At 58.4% G+C, this 14,190-nt stretch carries 11 protein-coding genes and 1 tRNA gene; 6 read left to right on the top strand and 6 right to left on the bottom strand.

What is annotated here, in order from left to right:
* Window positions 1-8: 8 nt before the first annotated feature.
* Window positions 9-332, top strand: a complete 324-nt coding sequence (locus ACYQ54_RS24095; RefSeq protein WP_460087045.1) for a hypothetical protein — start codon at window positions 9-11, stop codon at window positions 330-332.
* Window positions 333-693: 361 nt separating this feature from the next.
* Here the strand turns inward: ACYQ54_RS24095 and ACYQ54_RS24090 are convergent.
* Window positions 694-768: transfer RNA gene (locus ACYQ54_RS24090), tRNA-Val, on the bottom strand.
* 405 nt (window positions 769-1,173) lie between these two features.
* Between ACYQ54_RS24090 and ACYQ54_RS24085 the strand changes: the two genes are divergently transcribed.
* A complete protein-coding gene (locus tag ACYQ54_RS24085; protein WP_460087044.1) occupies window positions 1,174-3,129 on the top strand; it encodes a DUF4139 domain-containing protein in 1,956 nt (651 codons plus the stop codon).
* Window positions 3,130-3,147: 18 nt separating this feature from the next.
* On the opposite strand, the gene ACYQ54_RS24080 is transcribed toward ACYQ54_RS24085, so the two are convergent.
* Window positions 3,148-3,810, bottom strand: coding sequence for an HAD hydrolase-like protein (locus ACYQ54_RS24080; protein WP_460087042.1), 663 nt, complete (start codon window positions 3,808-3,810; stop codon window positions 3,148-3,150).
* Window positions 3,811-3,995: 185 nt separating this feature from the next.
* A complete protein-coding gene (locus tag ACYQ54_RS24075; protein ID WP_460087040.1) occupies window positions 3,996-5,639 on the bottom strand; it encodes a methyl-accepting chemotaxis protein in 1,644 nt (547 codons plus the stop codon).
* A 353-nt stretch (window positions 5,640-5,992) separates the two neighbouring features.
* Here ACYQ54_RS24075 and rpiA point away from each other — a divergent pair, with 353 nt between their 5' ends.
* The 3 genes from rpiA to gor all read left to right on the top strand — a co-directional run bounded on the left by rpiA (window position 5,993) and on the right by gor (window position 8,900).
* Complete coding sequence (gene rpiA, locus ACYQ54_RS24070; RefSeq protein ID WP_460087039.1) at window positions 5,993-6,685, top strand: ribose-5-phosphate isomerase RpiA; 693 nt, start codon at window positions 5,993-5,995, stop codon at window positions 6,683-6,685.
* Window positions 6,686-6,740: 55 nt separating this feature from the next.
* Complete coding sequence (locus ACYQ54_RS24065; RefSeq protein ID WP_460087038.1) at window positions 6,741-7,256, top strand: DUF2059 domain-containing protein; 516 nt, start codon at window positions 6,741-6,743, stop codon at window positions 7,254-7,256.
* Window positions 7,257-7,523: 267 nt separating this feature from the next.
* Complete coding sequence (gene gor / locus ACYQ54_RS24060; RefSeq protein WP_460087036.1) at window positions 7,524-8,900, top strand: glutathione-disulfide reductase; 1,377 nt, start codon at window positions 7,524-7,526, stop codon at window positions 8,898-8,900.
* A 58-nt stretch (window positions 8,901-8,958) separates the two neighbouring features.
* Here the strand turns inward: gor and ACYQ54_RS24055 are convergent, their stop codons facing one another.
* From ACYQ54_RS24055 to ACYQ54_RS24045, 3 genes are all read right to left on the bottom strand, one after another.
* A complete protein-coding gene (locus tag ACYQ54_RS24055) occupies window positions 8,959-10,506 on the bottom strand; it encodes a diguanylate cyclase (protein WP_460087035.1) in 1,548 nt (515 codons plus the stop codon).
* A 195-nt stretch (window positions 10,507-10,701) separates the two neighbouring features.
* Window positions 10,702-12,165 carry a sensor domain-containing diguanylate cyclase gene (locus ACYQ54_RS24050; protein ID WP_460087033.1) on the bottom strand — a complete coding sequence of 488 codons (1,464 nt, stop codon included), beginning with the start codon at window positions 12,163-12,165 and terminating at the stop codon, window positions 10,702-10,704.
* A 168-nt stretch (window positions 12,166-12,333) separates the two neighbouring features.
* The gene (locus tag ACYQ54_RS24045) at window positions 12,334-13,527 is read right to left on the bottom strand and encodes an aminotransferase class V-fold PLP-dependent enzyme (protein WP_460087031.1); all 1,194 of its coding nucleotides are present in this window, start codon (window positions 13,525-13,527) and stop codon (window positions 12,334-12,336) included.
* Window positions 13,528-13,581: 54 nt separating this feature from the next.
* Between ACYQ54_RS24045 and ACYQ54_RS24040 the strand changes: the two genes are divergently transcribed.
* The gene (locus ACYQ54_RS24040) at window positions 13,582-14,178 is read left to right on the top strand and encodes a gamma-glutamylcyclotransferase family protein (RefSeq protein WP_460087030.1); all 597 of its coding nucleotides are present in this window, start codon (window positions 13,582-13,584) and stop codon (window positions 14,176-14,178) included.
* The last annotated feature ends 12 nt before the right edge of the window (window positions 14,179-14,190 follow it).

Genomic DNA, 14,190 nt, shown 5'->3' with positions numbered 1-14,190 from the left:
TTGCACGAATGCATCTACTGCCGTCGGAACTGTTGCGACTGGAATTGCTGACGCCGGTATTGTTGCGGCTGTCCCCGCTGAGGTCTGTAGTCCTCACGCCGGTATTGCTGACGCTGGTAGTAAGACCGGTTTTGGGGCAGGCCCAGGCGGCGCTGTCTTTCAATTTGCAGCAGACGAACTCTTTCCTCTCGCAGCTGCTGGATACGCTGAGCTTCTTCCAGCTCCTGTCTTTCCTGAGCAAGACGCTGACGCTCGAGTTCCAGTATGAGCATCTGCTGCTGCAACAGCGACTGGTTGAGCTGTTGCTGCTCGTCGGTCAGCAAGGGAACTGATGGCAGTTGGCTGTCCTGCAAAGTCTGGGCGCGTACGGCCGTTGCTGGCGCGAAAGCCGCATACAGAAGCAAAAGTGCCGCAGCTTTTTTGGTCGCGGAGCGAAACATGTCATCCATGCCCATGTGCCGGAGCAGGGGCTTCGTTGGTGGGCAGTACGAAACCGGCCGACATCCGGTGCACCCGATCATCACAATCCGCTCAATGGAACGGACCGGAGCAGTATACACGCTCACCTTTTGCAGGGCTTGTTTTCAGTGAAATTTGCCCAGATTTCTGGCAGGAGTTGTAACTTTGGTAAATCGGATCACGGCAAAATAGTGAAAATTGCCAAAGCCGGATTTGAATGTACGCGATGGAAAATGGTGGGCGATACTGGGATTGAACCAGTGACCCCTCCCGTGTGAAGGGAGTGCTCTCCCGCTGAGCTAATCGCCCATGCCTTGGTGGCTGGTGGCGCGTATCTAGGGCAAATCAGCGGCTTGCGCAACACCCTTTTTTCGACCCGACTTCTGTCTCCAACGCCTCCCGGTGTCACAAGCCGGTCAATGGCCGGGTGCATTTCACACCTGCGCCACTGATAAAGACGAGGCGTGGTTCGCAGGAGGGGCGCTGGTGCGTGGACGGGAGCTGTCTGGAAGAATGGCGTGCCATGAAAATGGATGGCGAAGTGGTCTGTGGTCCGGTGACGTTTTGAATATACGAAGGAAACCGGAAATAGTGGATCCCGATGACTGTGCCCGGCATGAAAGACTTTGTCAGGAGCAATTTTCTGCCTTCCCGAAAAGGCCGCAATTAAAGCGGACGATTGCTTCTGCTGAGTGTTTTTTGGAGTGTTTTTAAATGATTACACGCGTTTCTTCCCTCGCGCTTGTGTGCCTCTTTCTACCCGCACAGGCCTTTGCTGCGGACAATGGCCCCATTACCAGCATCACGCTTTCCTCCGGCGGGCTCGCCGAAGTGGTGCGCAAGGCGGATATCGACAGCAGCGGCCTCATCAACATGACCGTACCGCTCGACCAGGTGAACGACGTTCTGAAGAGCATTGTCGTGTTCGATGAGGCAGGTGTTGTCGAGGGGATTACACTGCCTGGCCCCAATCCGCTGGCGGAAACCTTCAAGAACCTGCCGTTTACTGTGGAGGATCTGCAGTCGCCTGCAATGCTGCTGTCGAAGCTGCAAGGCACGCGCGTGCGGCTGGAAAAGGCCGGCACGACAGTCGAGGGGCTCGTTTTGGGCGTCTCGGTGCAGGATGATGGCAACAAGGGACAGTCGCACGTCATTTCGGTTCTCAGCGATGGCCGCATCACCGGTGTCGGTCTGTCAGCCGATACGGAAATAACATTTCTCGATGAAGACATTCAGTTGAAGGTGGCCAAGGCCCTGTCGGCGGTTGGCAACGGAAAGTCGGATGGCGCGCGAACGGTCGCATTGAAGGTGGCGGGCGAAGGCGCGCGCGAAGTGGCGGTGTCCTACGTGGTGCCGGCTCCCATCTGGAAGACGGCCTATCGTGTCGTGACGATGGCGGACGACAAGGCCCGGCTTCAGGCCTGGGCGGTGCTTGAAAACGCCAGCGGCGAAGACTGGGATGATGTCAGGATCACATTGTCGTCCGGCGCACCGGTGACATTGAAACAACGTCTGCACGACCTTTACTGGAAGCAGCGGAAAGAAGTGCCGGTGGATGTGTCCAGCGGTTATGTTCCGCCTGTCGACATGGGTGCAGAACCGCAATTCGATGTTGCCGAGAGCGAGGCCCGTATGCCAGGTGCGCCAAGGTCCAGTTTCATCGCGTCTGCGGCAGCACCCGAAATGGTTATCAACATGGCGGCCGCGAATGTCGGAGAGGTGAGCGAGGGCGCGGTGACGGCTTCTTTCACCATTCCATGGCCTGTCGACCTCGAAAGTGGTGAAACCCTGTCGGCGCCGATCGTCGACAAGGTTGTGTCCGCCGAAACGGTATCAGTCTTTCAGCCGGCAAGCGGCCTGCAGCATCCGGTCGCTGCGATCCTGATCAAGAACGAGACGGAAACCAGCCTGCCCCAGGGCATTCTGACCGTCTATGACGAGAAGGAAGGATACGTCGGCGATGCGCAGATCAGCGGCATGCCCTCGGGCGAGAGCCGCATGGCAAGCTTCGCAACCGACAAGAAGGTCAGGATCGCGCAGTCCACGTCAGCCGATAGCCAGATCGTTTCGATCAAGGTCACCGATGGCGTTCTGACCGCCTCGGTGCGTGAGCGATCCTCGACGCAATACGCGATCAAGGGCGCTCCGGATGGCGACCGCACGATCGTGATCGAGCACGCCAAACGTTCCGGCTGGGCATTTTCCTCTCCTCAGGAAATGGACAGTACGGCAACCCATCACCGTTTGAAGGTCGAAGTGCCTGCCGGCACGACGGAAACGGTCGCGGCGCTGCAGGAACGGACCTTGTCGGAAACCTATTCGCTGATTGCCACGGATGCGAACCAACTGCTTTACCTCGCCGGGCGGTCGCCGGACAAGAAAACCGCCGAGAAGTTGCAGGAACTGTCAGAGCTGCAGAACGAGATTTCGCAGATCGAGCGTCAGATCCAGCGACTGCGGCTGGAAAAGGACGAGGAAAGCCGGGATCAGGAGCGTCATCGGGCCAACCTTGCAGCCCTGCAGGCGGGGGCCGATCTCTACAAGCGTGCCGCACGCAAGCTGGAGGAAAGCGAAACCCGGATCGAGGATGTCGACACGGAAATCGCGGAATTGTCTGTGCGCCGGGAAGAGATCCGCGAAACCCTGGGCGACGCCATCAGGACGTTCTGAGCCCGTGCATTCAGCGGCTCAGGACTTCAGCGATGCCACGGCCTCTGCCAGGTCGTCGAAATGCGAAATCACCCGGTCCGGAGAAAGATCCCGGACCGGTACGACCGTGTAGCCGAAATCGACCGCGATTACCGGAATTCCAGCATTGCGGGCAGCATCAATATCGGTTCCGCTGTCACCGATCATGATGGACCCGCCGATTTCTCCACCTGCGCGATGAATGGCACCATGTACGGGTTCGGCATGCGGTTTGGCAACGGAGAACGTATCGCCGCCGACAACCGCGTCGAAATGCCTGGCGAGATCGAGAGTTGCCAGGAGCGGATGCGTCAGGCGTTCTGCCTTGTTGGTGCAGACCGCCAGTTTCCAACCGTCATTCCGGAAAGTTTCAAGCGCCGTGACAACGCCGTCGAACGGCCGTGTGTGAACCGCGATGTTGGCGGCATAGTGTTCCAGAAAATGTGCGTAGAGCGGAGCGACAATTTCATCCGTCCAGGGGATGCCGTTGAACTCGAGGCCGCGCTGGATCAGCACCTTTGCCCCCAGGCCAACCATGTTGGCGACGTTCTCCTGCGGGATGGCGGTATGTCCGGCAGACGTCATGACAACGTTCAATGTCGCGACGAGATCTTCCATGGACGACACCAGCGTGCCATCCAGATCGAATACCAGAACGGACATGTGACCCTCTAAGCAGAAAGAGCCGGAGATCATGCGGACAGTCATGCGCACAGGCACGACTGCGGACAGGAAAACCGGCCGCGGAATGTGGGGACGGCCTGCATTCGCCCGAATGCAGGCCGCCTTCAATGCCTAGCCGGATCACCGATCCGCTGCAAGGGGGCAGGTCGCTACACCTGCCTGTCCTACAGTTTGTAGGCTGTCCGGAATCCGCCCCAATGACGGCCCTGAACGATAATCGGGGCGTCGATCTCCTTCATCCAGACGATATTGCCGCCGCCCATGTCTCTGGCATAGGACTGGATCAGGAAGGGGCGGGTGTTGCGCGCTGCGCTGAGGCCGGCGCGGTCGTCAAAGATCCGCTTGTTGCGGCAGTTGGCGGTGTTCCAGGCAACGTCGTCCGGTTTCTGAGGCTTCGAGTAGATCAGATTGTGCACGGGCAGATAGCCGTTGCGGTCGACCGAAGCGCAAAAGGCCATGCCCTGGGATTTGCCCAGGATCTCTTCCTGGATCGTGGGAAGGATCTTTTCAAGATGGCCGAGTGCGCGAGTGGATACCTGCGGCGGGTTGGTCCCGGCAATGTGCTGGTAGTTGGTGTCGAACAGGTCGTCCATGCTCAACTGGTTCCGGGCGATCAGATCTTCCATGGCCGCGGCAATCCGCGAAGCGCCTGTTTGCACACGTTCCACTTCCACGGCGTGGCTGGCATGAATGTCGGCAATCTTGCGCTCCAGAGCAGCCTGGAAGCCAGCGTCCTTGTTGAGGAAGCAACCATGGCAGCCATGTTCTGAAACAGCGACGATGCGCACGTCCACCTGTCCTATGCCTGTGATGTCCAGGCGTGCATTCATGCCCTGTTTCAGGTTCGTGCCGCCTTCAGGCCGGAACAGCGTGCCGCCTTCCGAGATGTCGTGGGTTTCGACCCGTGCTGATGTCCCGCCCGCCGTCACTGTTCCCGAAAGCTTGATCGGCAGCCTGTCGTGCTGGCGCCGGTCGCCGATTTCGGTCTGCCGGATCATCATGGTGAAGCGGGACTGCAGCGCTTTGGAAGCGGTGCTCATTTCGGCGCCGGTTTCGCGCGCCAGCATGCCGCCTTCCTCCGCCGCAGCAGCAGACTCGTTGATGGTGCGCGCGGTGCGAAGCACCTCCTGAACAAAATCTGCCGTCTGCTGTGCCTGATCACCGATCCGGTTTGTGGTCTCGACCTGTGTCTGAACCGCATCCTCGACGGCAGCAAAGCTGGGACGGATCTTGCCGATAACCTCGATGATCTGGTTGACCGATCCGAGGCTCAGTTCGGCTGATTGGTTCAGGCGGTCGATATTGGAGACGATCTGTTCGGTCGCCGATTGGGTTTCCACCGACAGCGCCTTCACTTCGCTGGCAACAACGGAAAACCCGCGGCCGGCCTCGCCTGCGCGGGCTGCCTCGATGGTTGCGTTCAGGGCCAGAAGGTTTGTTTGCTTGGCGATATCCGAAATCAGACTGACAACGTTGGCGATGTCGTCGATGGCTTGCTTGAGTTCCAGGACGCCGTCGTTGACCTGGGCGGCGACATCGCGTGCCTCTTGTGCCAACTGGTTGGACACACCGACCTGCGAACCGATCTCGCTGCTGGAGCTGGTCAGCTCCTGGATGGAAGCCGCGAGACCCGACGCGTTTTCGTTTGCAACGGCCGACTGGTCCGCAAGCGACTGGCTGTCACCGCGGATGGTTTCCAGCTTGTCCATCTGACTGACAAGCCGGTCCTGCACTTTCTCCGCCGCGGCATTGATTGTCTTGGCCGCAACCTGCAGATCATCTTCCAGACTGTCGAGAACGAAACTCATCTGGCTGGCCGCCAACTGAGCCTCGGGCACCGTTTCGGAAGTATTGTCAATTTCCTCAGGGGCAGGTATCTTGTTGTTTAAATTATTCTTTTCTTCTGTCTGCCTTGGTTTAAGTCGAAGGATGTTCATTTGATTCTGTGCTTTCCAGACCCTAGACAATTGAAAGAATTATCTATTGTTCGTCTAAAATGATGGTTAATAAATCGAGGATAGGGGCGTTATGACGGTGTTTCCCCGTTGAAGAGGGGGAATGTCACTGGACCGGCGGTTACGGGCCATGTTAAGCACCCGGCGGCCGGATGGAGATGATTGGATAGTCTTCTCTGCCTTCTGTATGGCCCAGGGAACGGTATATGAGCGACCAGTACAAGAAACTGGCGGCGGAACGCGCTGCCGACGACGTTACATCCGGAATGCGCCTTGGGATTGGAACCGGCTCTACTGCCGAGTTTTTCGTCCATGCGCTCGCACGCCGGGTGAACGACGGACTGGACGTAATCGGGGTGCCGACTTCGGAACGTACGAGGGAACTGGCGTCGAGCCTCGGCATTCGCCTGACCACGCTCGATGAACTGCCGGAACTGGATCTGACCGTCGACGGTGCAGATGAGCTGGACCCCCATCTGTCGCTCATCAAGGGCGGTGGGGGAGCGTTGCTGCGCGAGAAGATCGTCGCGTCGGCTTCGGCCAGCATGATTGTCATTGCTGACGGCAGTAAGGAAGTTGCGACGCTTGGCCGCTTCCCCTTGCCGATAGAGGTCGTGCCCTTTGGTCTGGAAGCAACGCGGCGTGCGATTCTGAAAGTGTTTGAGGATCTCGGCCTGCCGTTGAACCTGGCTTTGCGCGGCGGATCGGCCCAGCCTTTCGTTACGGATGGAGGACACTTCATCCTGGATGCGCAACTGGAAAGAATACCTGAGGTCCAGCGCCTGGGCGACCGGCTGGTTGCCATTCCGGGGGTTGTCGAACACGGCCTCTTCATTGAACTTGCAACAAAAGCTTACGTGGCTGGCACAGATGGGGTAAAGACCGTCTTGCCCATCTAAGTGGTGTGGATTTGGCTTTCCAGACTTAAGATGAAAGCCGCCTAGGAGTAGAAAAATGAAGCTTATCAAATCTTTCCCGCGGGCAGCTGTATTGGGCGCAGCCATGATGGCCGCAGGTTTTGTCGCCTCCGGCGCTGCCGCACAGGATGCCGTTTCGGAAAGCCACCTTGCCGCAGCCAAGCAGGTTGCCGTCGTTACCAAGGTTCTGGAACCGTTCGACGATATCCTTCCGATCCTTGCCGAGCAGACCCGGACCGCTTTCATTCAGTCCGACCCGACCCGTGCGGAAGAAATTGCCGAAGTCGTGCAGAATGTTGCGCTGACGCTGGCTCCGAAGCGGACCGAGCTCAACAATCTGGTCTACAAGGCCTGGGCCGACAACTTCACTGAAGAAGAGCTGAACCAGCTTGCTGAATTCTACAGCACGGCCCTTGGCCAGAAGCTGACCGAAAAGATCCCGACCATCACGCAGTATTCCGTTGGTGCTGCTCGCGAGTGGCAGGACAAGATTTCCACCGAGATGGTGACCTTGGTTCAGGAACAACTGGCCAAGCTTAACGAAGCTCAGTGAGGGCAGGGTTTCCGCTCCGGCGACGCCGATGGCAGGAAACACGCTTTTCACACGAATAAGTGAGGCCGGTGTCATGTCCGGCTTTCGGGCCGCGCAAGCGGCCCAATTCTTTTGCAGGGCCCGCACCTGGCGGGCCTGACCTCCTGTCCCAACGCCCCTTCCAACGGGGCATGTGGGCTTGTACCGCAGCTTCCGTTGCCTATCTGCGAGGCTGGCAAGGCCCTGCCGGAGGGCAGCAGGCGGGTTTCTGATCACGATGAGGCATTGATGACCGACTACGACTACGATCTTTTTGTAATTGGCGGTGGCTCCGGCGGCGTTCGCGCTGCCAGGATCGCTGCGACACACGGTGCCCGGGTCGGTATCGCCGAGGAATACCGCTACGGCGGCACCTGTGTCATTCGCGGCTGCGTACCCAAGAAGCTGTTTGTCTACGCCTCGAAGTTCTCCGAGGAGTTCGAAGACGCGGAAGGCTTCGGCTGGACGATCGGCGAACGCGCCTTTTCCTGGGAAAAGCTTGTTGCCGCGAAAGATCAGGAAATCACCCGTCTCGAAGGCATCTACCGGCGCAATCTGGAACGGACCGACGTGGAAGTCCACGACAGCCGCGCGGTGATCGAAGATCCTCACACCGTTCGACTCCTGTCCACCGGACAGACCTTGACCGCGAAATACATTCTTGTGGCCGTTGGTGCGTCTCCCAATGTGGACGATGGTCTGCCGGGTGGTGAGCACGTGATCACGTCCAACGAAGCTTTTCACCTTGCAGAACTGCCGAGCAAGATCGTTGTAGCCGGTGGTGGTTATATCGCTGTCGAGTTTGCCGGCATCTTCAACGGCCTCGGTGTCGACACGACGCTGATCTATCGCGGCGAGGAAATTCTGCGCGGGTTCGACGGAGAGCTTCGCACTGCAGTCCGGCAGGAAATGGAGAAAAAGGGCATCAAGGTGGTGCTCAATGATACGTTCTCGAAGATCGAGAAGGGGGCCGACGGCTCCCTGACAGGCCACACCAAGGGTGGGCTTTCGCTCGAGGTGGGCCAGATCATGTTCGCCATCGGCCGCAATCCGCATACCCGTGATTTGGGGCTCGAAAAGGCGGGTGTCGAAATGGATGCTTCGGGTGCCATCAAGGTGGGAGCGGATTCCAGCACGAATGTGGCCTCCATCTATGCCGTCGGCGATGTGACCAACCGTGCCAACCTGACGCCGGTTGCGATCCGCGAAGGTCATGCCTTTGCCGACACCGTCTTTGGCAACAAACCCTGGACCGTCGATCACAGCCTGATTGCCACCGCCGTGTTTTCACAGCCGGAACTGGGCACAGTTGGCCTGACCCAGGAAGAGGCCCTGCAGCGGACGCCGAACCTCGACATTTACAAGTCCAGCTTCCGTCCGATGAAGCACACCTTGTCCGGCCGGGATGAAAAGATGCTCATGAAGATGATTGTCGATGCCGATACGCAGAAAGTGCTCGGCGTGCACGTCATGGGCCCCGATGCCGGCGAACTTGCACAGATCCTCGGTGTTACACTGCAAATGGGCGCGACCAAGGCCGACTTCGACCGGACGATCGCCGTTCACCCGACAGCGGCGGAAGAACTTGTCACCATGCGTGAGCCTACAGAGCAACTGCGCGGTTAGTCCGGCTGGCTCCCGAAAATGTCGGAGTCGCCGCGGGGTATCGTTTCCCGTGGCGGCTTCACTCAGCCGGGCCAGTTGCCGCACGCGGTTGCCGGTCTTCGTCGGGATGGGACAGAACGCCGTCCGGTCCGACTTCCGTTCCGAATGTATCTGCGTAGTACGAGTATTGGCCGCGGCCCAGTTTCTTCGCCTGGTAGAGCGCAGCATCCGAACGTGTCACCAGCATTTCGGACGTTGAACCGTCGTGCGGTGCGATAGCCACGCCGACACTTAATCCGATCTGGGCAATTTCGCCGCTGGAAATCGGAACGGGCAGTTCACCCGCTGCGACCAGGGCTCTGCACAGATCGCTCAAGGTTTCCCGGGCGACGCTGCCGCGATAGATCACCATGAACTCGTCGCCACCAATACGGCAGACGAGGCCCGGTTTGCCGATGGCTTTGGTGAGGCGCTCGGCCATTGTCTTGATAACGATATCACCAGCGGCATGACCAAAGGTGTCGTTGACCGCCTTGAACTTGTCGAGATCGCAGTGGATGACGGCAAAGGGTTTGTCGCGCATGGTCTTTACCGACGATTCCAGTACCCTGTTGAACTGCAGCCTGTTCGCCAGCCCCGTCAGCGTGTCGTGCAGGGCCAGATACCTGTTCTGGTGTTCGCTTGCCTGAAGTGACGTGGTGAGCTGGCCGATACGCCAGGCAATCCCGAAGGCAAGGGTGCCCAGAGCGATACTCAAGACCACGATGACAGGAACGATGGTTGGCCAAATGGATTCACCGACAGTCTGGCTGTCCCACCGGAATGTTCCAACCGGATCCCCGTTTTGATCCGTCACACGATGATGTGGGCCTTTGCCGGGGGCGCCGGTTGCTGCTTCGAACCCGAAATTCGAGAAGTTGAGTTGGGCATTGAGCTGACCGAGCAGGAAAGCGTCGACGTAATGAGCCGACAGCAGCACGGTGGGCGGCCCATCGGGCAATGTCGTTTCATAATCGTCCGGAATGATCGGCATAGCACCAAAAATGGCTGGTTTGCCGTCAATATGGACAAAGCCCATGATGGCGTACTCGCCGGGATCGACCCCTTGCAGGGATCTGTGACCGAAACCGCCAGGCACCCGCACGCGGTTTTGCAGGTAAAGTCCCTTCAGCTTTTCATGAATGACCTCAAGCTCCGGCGTCTCGGAAATCGGCCGCCGGATGATGTGTGTGTAGTCGGCAAAGGATTCTGCCAGTACGTTGCCATCTCCGGAGATCAGCATCACCTTGCTGTGGCGATAGGTCGACCACAGCGTATCGAAGCTGTTGCGGACATAGTCGGGATCGAAGTTGCGGACCAGCTTCAGGACGGACTCGTCGGATGACGCGATGCCGATCTGCTCGCGGACGATTGTCCGCAGATGGTCGGCAAGAGTACCGCGGAACAGACGTTCCTCGTTGGCGATAGCCTGTTGCCTGGATGCTTGAGAGGCGACGAAACCGACAAAGAGCAGCGAAACGGAAGTGACGGCAATCAGCAAGCCGGCAAGCAGAAATGCCAGCCGGGAAATTTGCTGCCGGGGAATTTTCGCGGTCTGGTCGCTATATCTACGCCGAAACTCGGTCAAGTTGCGATCCCGGTTGGGTCTTTGGGTATTATTCTGAATTCTTGCCACCAAGGAGTAAAGTGATTGTAGTGGCGAATACCTTAATAAGAGGTGGGAGTATTAAAAAACTTGAGCGTGAGCGTAATGTAAATTCTCAATTGGCGCCAATTTTACAGTATTAATGACAATGTAAATTGAGTCTTGTACCGATGCCGGTCAACGCGACACCGGAGACGCCTGCAGGTCCATCTGCTTGCGGGACTTCGCTGCCTCGAGACTGTACGGCCCCGCGAATTCATAGGCGTTACGGCCTTTTTCCTTGGCACGGTAGAGCGCCATGTCGGCCATGCGGATCAGATCCTTCTCGGTCGTTCCCGATTCCGGTGCGCTGGCTATGCCGATGCTGATACCGATGGCGACCTGCTGGCCGCTGCCGATATCGATCGGATCGGCAATCGAACTGCGAATGTCCTCGGCCAGCGCGGCAAGTCTGTCCCTGTCTGCATGCTGGGTGAGGAGAACGATGAATTCGTCCCCACCGATCCGGCTGACGACTCCTTCCTTGTCGACTAGCAGCCGAAGCCGCTCGGCGACGGCGCAGATGACCCTGTCACCGGCTTCATGCCCATAGGTGTCGTTCACCGGTTTGAAGCGGTCGAGATCGCAGGCGAAAATCGCAAAGCCGCGATCGGGCAGTCCGTCCAGAGAAAAGGACAGGCAGTCTGAAAAATGGTGTCGGTTCGGCAGACCCGTTAGTGCATCGTGTCGCGCAAAGTGCCGGTTTTTCCGCTCGCTTTCCTCCAACGATGCGGAAAGACGGCTGATTTTCGTGGCGAGCGCAAAGGCGACGATCGCAATCATGGACGCCAGCAGAACGATCAACGGCATGGCCATGATCCAGATCTCGCGTCCGGGTTTGGAATGATCCCATCTGAAATATCCGAAAATGGAACCGTCCGCCGCCTCAACCAGATAGTTGGTCGGGTGCCTGCGTTCAGGCTCGCCTGGATAAAACCTGAAATCCCTGTACCCGAGTTGTGCGTTCAGCGCTGTCAGCCAGTCTTGATCCAGGTAGACGGCGTTGACCAGGATAACCGGATAGTCGCCGTCAAGCCGGACATGACCTTCGTCGGGAAGAACCGGGATAGCGCTGATGAAAGCCCGGGAACCGTCGAGCACCGCGAAGGCGGATTGAGACGTCTCCAGCAGCGCAGACTGCGACATGTACCATTCGGCAAAAACAGAGTTTGAACTGTCCTGCCGCTGCCGGAAGACCGCGGTGGTCTGTTCGGCAAGTTGCCGGACCAGATTGTTTTCCGGCAATTGCCTGTTTTCGAACAGGACCTCGTCCTTGATCGCCTGGGCGATCAGCGTCCCGTCCGGGTTGACGATGAAGGTTCTGTCGAGATTGAAATCTTCCCACAGGTCTCCGATCAGCTCGTCTTCAATGTAGGTGCGATTGAGCGGGGCTTGCAGCGCATTGAAGGTTTTGTCCCATTGCGCCATCGTCACCTGGTCGCGCGCCATCTGCCGGTGGATGTCCTTCAAGGTGTTGGTCAGGCGCAGTTGTTCGGCTTCAAGGGCGCGCCTGTCAGCCTCGCGCCAGGCCATGTGTGCGATGAAGGTGAGAGACGCTGTCGACAGGACAATCAGGAGAGCGGCAAGGCTGTAGATCCACACGGTAATCCGCCGGCCGGCCGCAGGAGCGTCCAGCCCGGGATGTGTCGCGTCTGATGTTTTTTTCTTCGAACGGAACAAAAACGGCCATCCCCTCTTTCCCGGATGCGATAGCTGTTTAGCCGAAGAAATTTAACACCGGGTGGGAGAATGGCTTTTCAGGGCTCCAGCCTAGCGAAAATTACGGAGACACTTAACAAAGCGTTCAATTTCATCTTCGCAATTGAATGCATGGACGGACGCGCGCACCACGCCCTCAAGCCCTCGCAGCGGCAAATCGATCCGCGCTGAACTGGCTTGGCTCACGGAAACGTTGATGCCCGCCTGCGCCAGTCTCAGCTTGGTCTGCTCCGGTCTTTCGCCGGCAAACGTGAACGTGACGATGCCTCCCTTGCGCTGGCCCTTGTCGTGCAGGGTCACCTCGGAAAGCGCGGAAAGCTCGGACCTCAGTTGCGCACCGAGCCCGCAAATCCGGTTGCCCATCCGCGCCATGCCGAAGCCGATAGCGTAGCTCACTGCGACGCCCAGGCCGATCTGGCCGGCAACGTAGCGCTCCCAGGTCTCAAACCGTCGGGCGTGAGGGACGAGTTGATAATGGTCCTCGTCGATCCATTCCGCAGCCTGAAGATCAACGAATGGCGGCTCCACCTGGTCGAGCACCATGTCGCTGACATAGAGAAAGCCGGTACCGCGCGGACCACGCAGATATTTGCGCCCGGTTCCCGATAGCATATGGCAACCGATGTCGGTCACGTTCAGCGGAATCTGGCCCGCGGACTGGCAGGCGTCGAGCAGATAGAGCACACCCGCCTCGCGGGCGATCTCTCCGACATCTTCAGCGGGATTGATCAGCCCGGAAAATGTAGGGATGTGGGTGAGCGCGATCAGCCGCGTCTTCGGACCGATTGCGTTCTTGAGCGCTTTCAGGTCGATTTGCCCGCAAGCATCATCCTCCACAATATCGATCTCGATACCCTTGTGGCGTTTCATCTGCAGCAGGGCGACATAGTTGGAAACATATTCGGCGCGGCCGGTAACGACGCGGTCGCCCTCGCGGAAGTCGATGCCGTAAAAAGCCATGTCCCAGGCGCGGGTGGCATTTTCGACATAGGCGATTTCGTGCGGTTTGCTGCCGATCAAAGCCGCAAGAGACGTATAAAACGTATCCATGGCGGTCTTGGCGGCCGCAGCTGCCTCATATCCGCCAAGGGTGGCTTCATCGTCGAGATGCTGCTTGACTGCTTCCAGAACCGGAGTAGGAGCCAGTCCTGTTCCCGCATTGTTAAAGTGAATGAGCTGCCGTACACCCGGAGTATCGGCCCTCAAGAGGTCGACATCCTGCTGGGAAAGAGACGGAACGATCATGGCACCCCCGGGAAACGCGTAAGAACAAACATACAAGCACTAGACAAGCATCAGATGACGATCACTTATTTTGGTTATGGATCCCTAGTCAATATTGACACCATCCCGGCTGGCGTTGAAGTCACCCCCGGCATCCTGCATGGGTGGGTGCGGGAATGGAGAGTGTGCGGGGAGGGGCCGGACGGCCAGGGACGCTGCGCGCTGACAGTCCGGGAGAAGGACGGATCGCATATCAGGGGCGTGATGGCGCGTGAGCCCAAGTCGCGCCTTGCTGAGCTTGAGCTTCGGGAAAAACGGTATCTGAAAGTCGAAGCGGTCGGCGGTGCGTTTCGCTGTGAAGCGGAAATGCGGCCGGGTCCCAGCGAACTGTTCCTTTTTCGCGCTGCACCGGAACACTGCAGATGGGGTGCGGACACGCATCCGATCCTTCAAAGTTATCTCGACTGCGTCCTTGCCGGGTTTTTCCGTTTCTGGGGTGAGGAGGGGATTGATCATTTCCTGGAGACGACCGACGGCTGGCATGTGCCTGTTCTGCCGGACCGGGCAGAGCCCAGATATCCGCGCAAGATCGTGCTCGAACCGGAGCTGGCGGATCTGATCGACGCCAAGCTGAAGGCCTTTGGAGCAAGCTTTCTCCCGCCCATCGTCTAGAGGTCCTGAAGC

The sequence above is a fragment of the Roseibium sp. LAB1 genome (assembly GCF_054658235.1).
The sequence above is the reverse complement of the archived record's forward strand: the minus strand, read 5'-3'. Positions and strand labels throughout refer to the sequence as shown.

Bases quoted from the DNA above. Each gene is read 5' to 3' on its own strand.
- ACYQ54_RS24065 (WP_460087038.1), top strand. From the start codon at position 6,741: ATGAAGCTTATCAAATCTTTCCCGCGGGCAGCTGTATTGGGCGCAGCC.
- ACYQ54_RS24080 (WP_460087042.1), bottom strand. From the start codon at position 3,810: ATGTCCGTTCTGGTATTCGATCTGGATGGCACGCTGGTGTCGTCCATG.
- ACYQ54_RS24040 (WP_460087030.1), top strand. From the start codon at position 13,582: ATGACGATCACTTATTTTGGTTATGGATCCCTAGTCAATATTGACACC.
- ACYQ54_RS24075 (WP_460087040.1), bottom strand. From the start codon at position 5,639: ATGAGTTTCGTTCTCGACAGTCTGGAAGATGATCTGCAGGTTGCGGCC.
- ACYQ54_RS24085 (WP_460087044.1), top strand. From the start codon at position 1,174: ATGATTACACGCGTTTCTTCCCTCGCGCTTGTGTGCCTCTTTCTACCC.
- rpiA (WP_460087039.1), top strand. From the start codon at position 5,993: ATGAGCGACCAGTACAAGAAACTGGCGGCGGAACGCGCTGCCGACGAC.
- ACYQ54_RS24095 (WP_460087045.1), top strand. From the start codon at position 9: ATGCATCTACTGCCGTCGGAACTGTTGCGACTGGAATTGCTGACGCCG.
- ACYQ54_RS24045 (WP_460087031.1), bottom strand. From the start codon at position 13,527: ATGATCGTTCCGTCTCTTTCCCAGCAGGATGTCGACCTCTTGAGGGCC.
- gor (WP_460087036.1), top strand. From the start codon at position 7,524: ATGACCGACTACGACTACGATCTTTTTGTAATTGGCGGTGGCTCCGGC.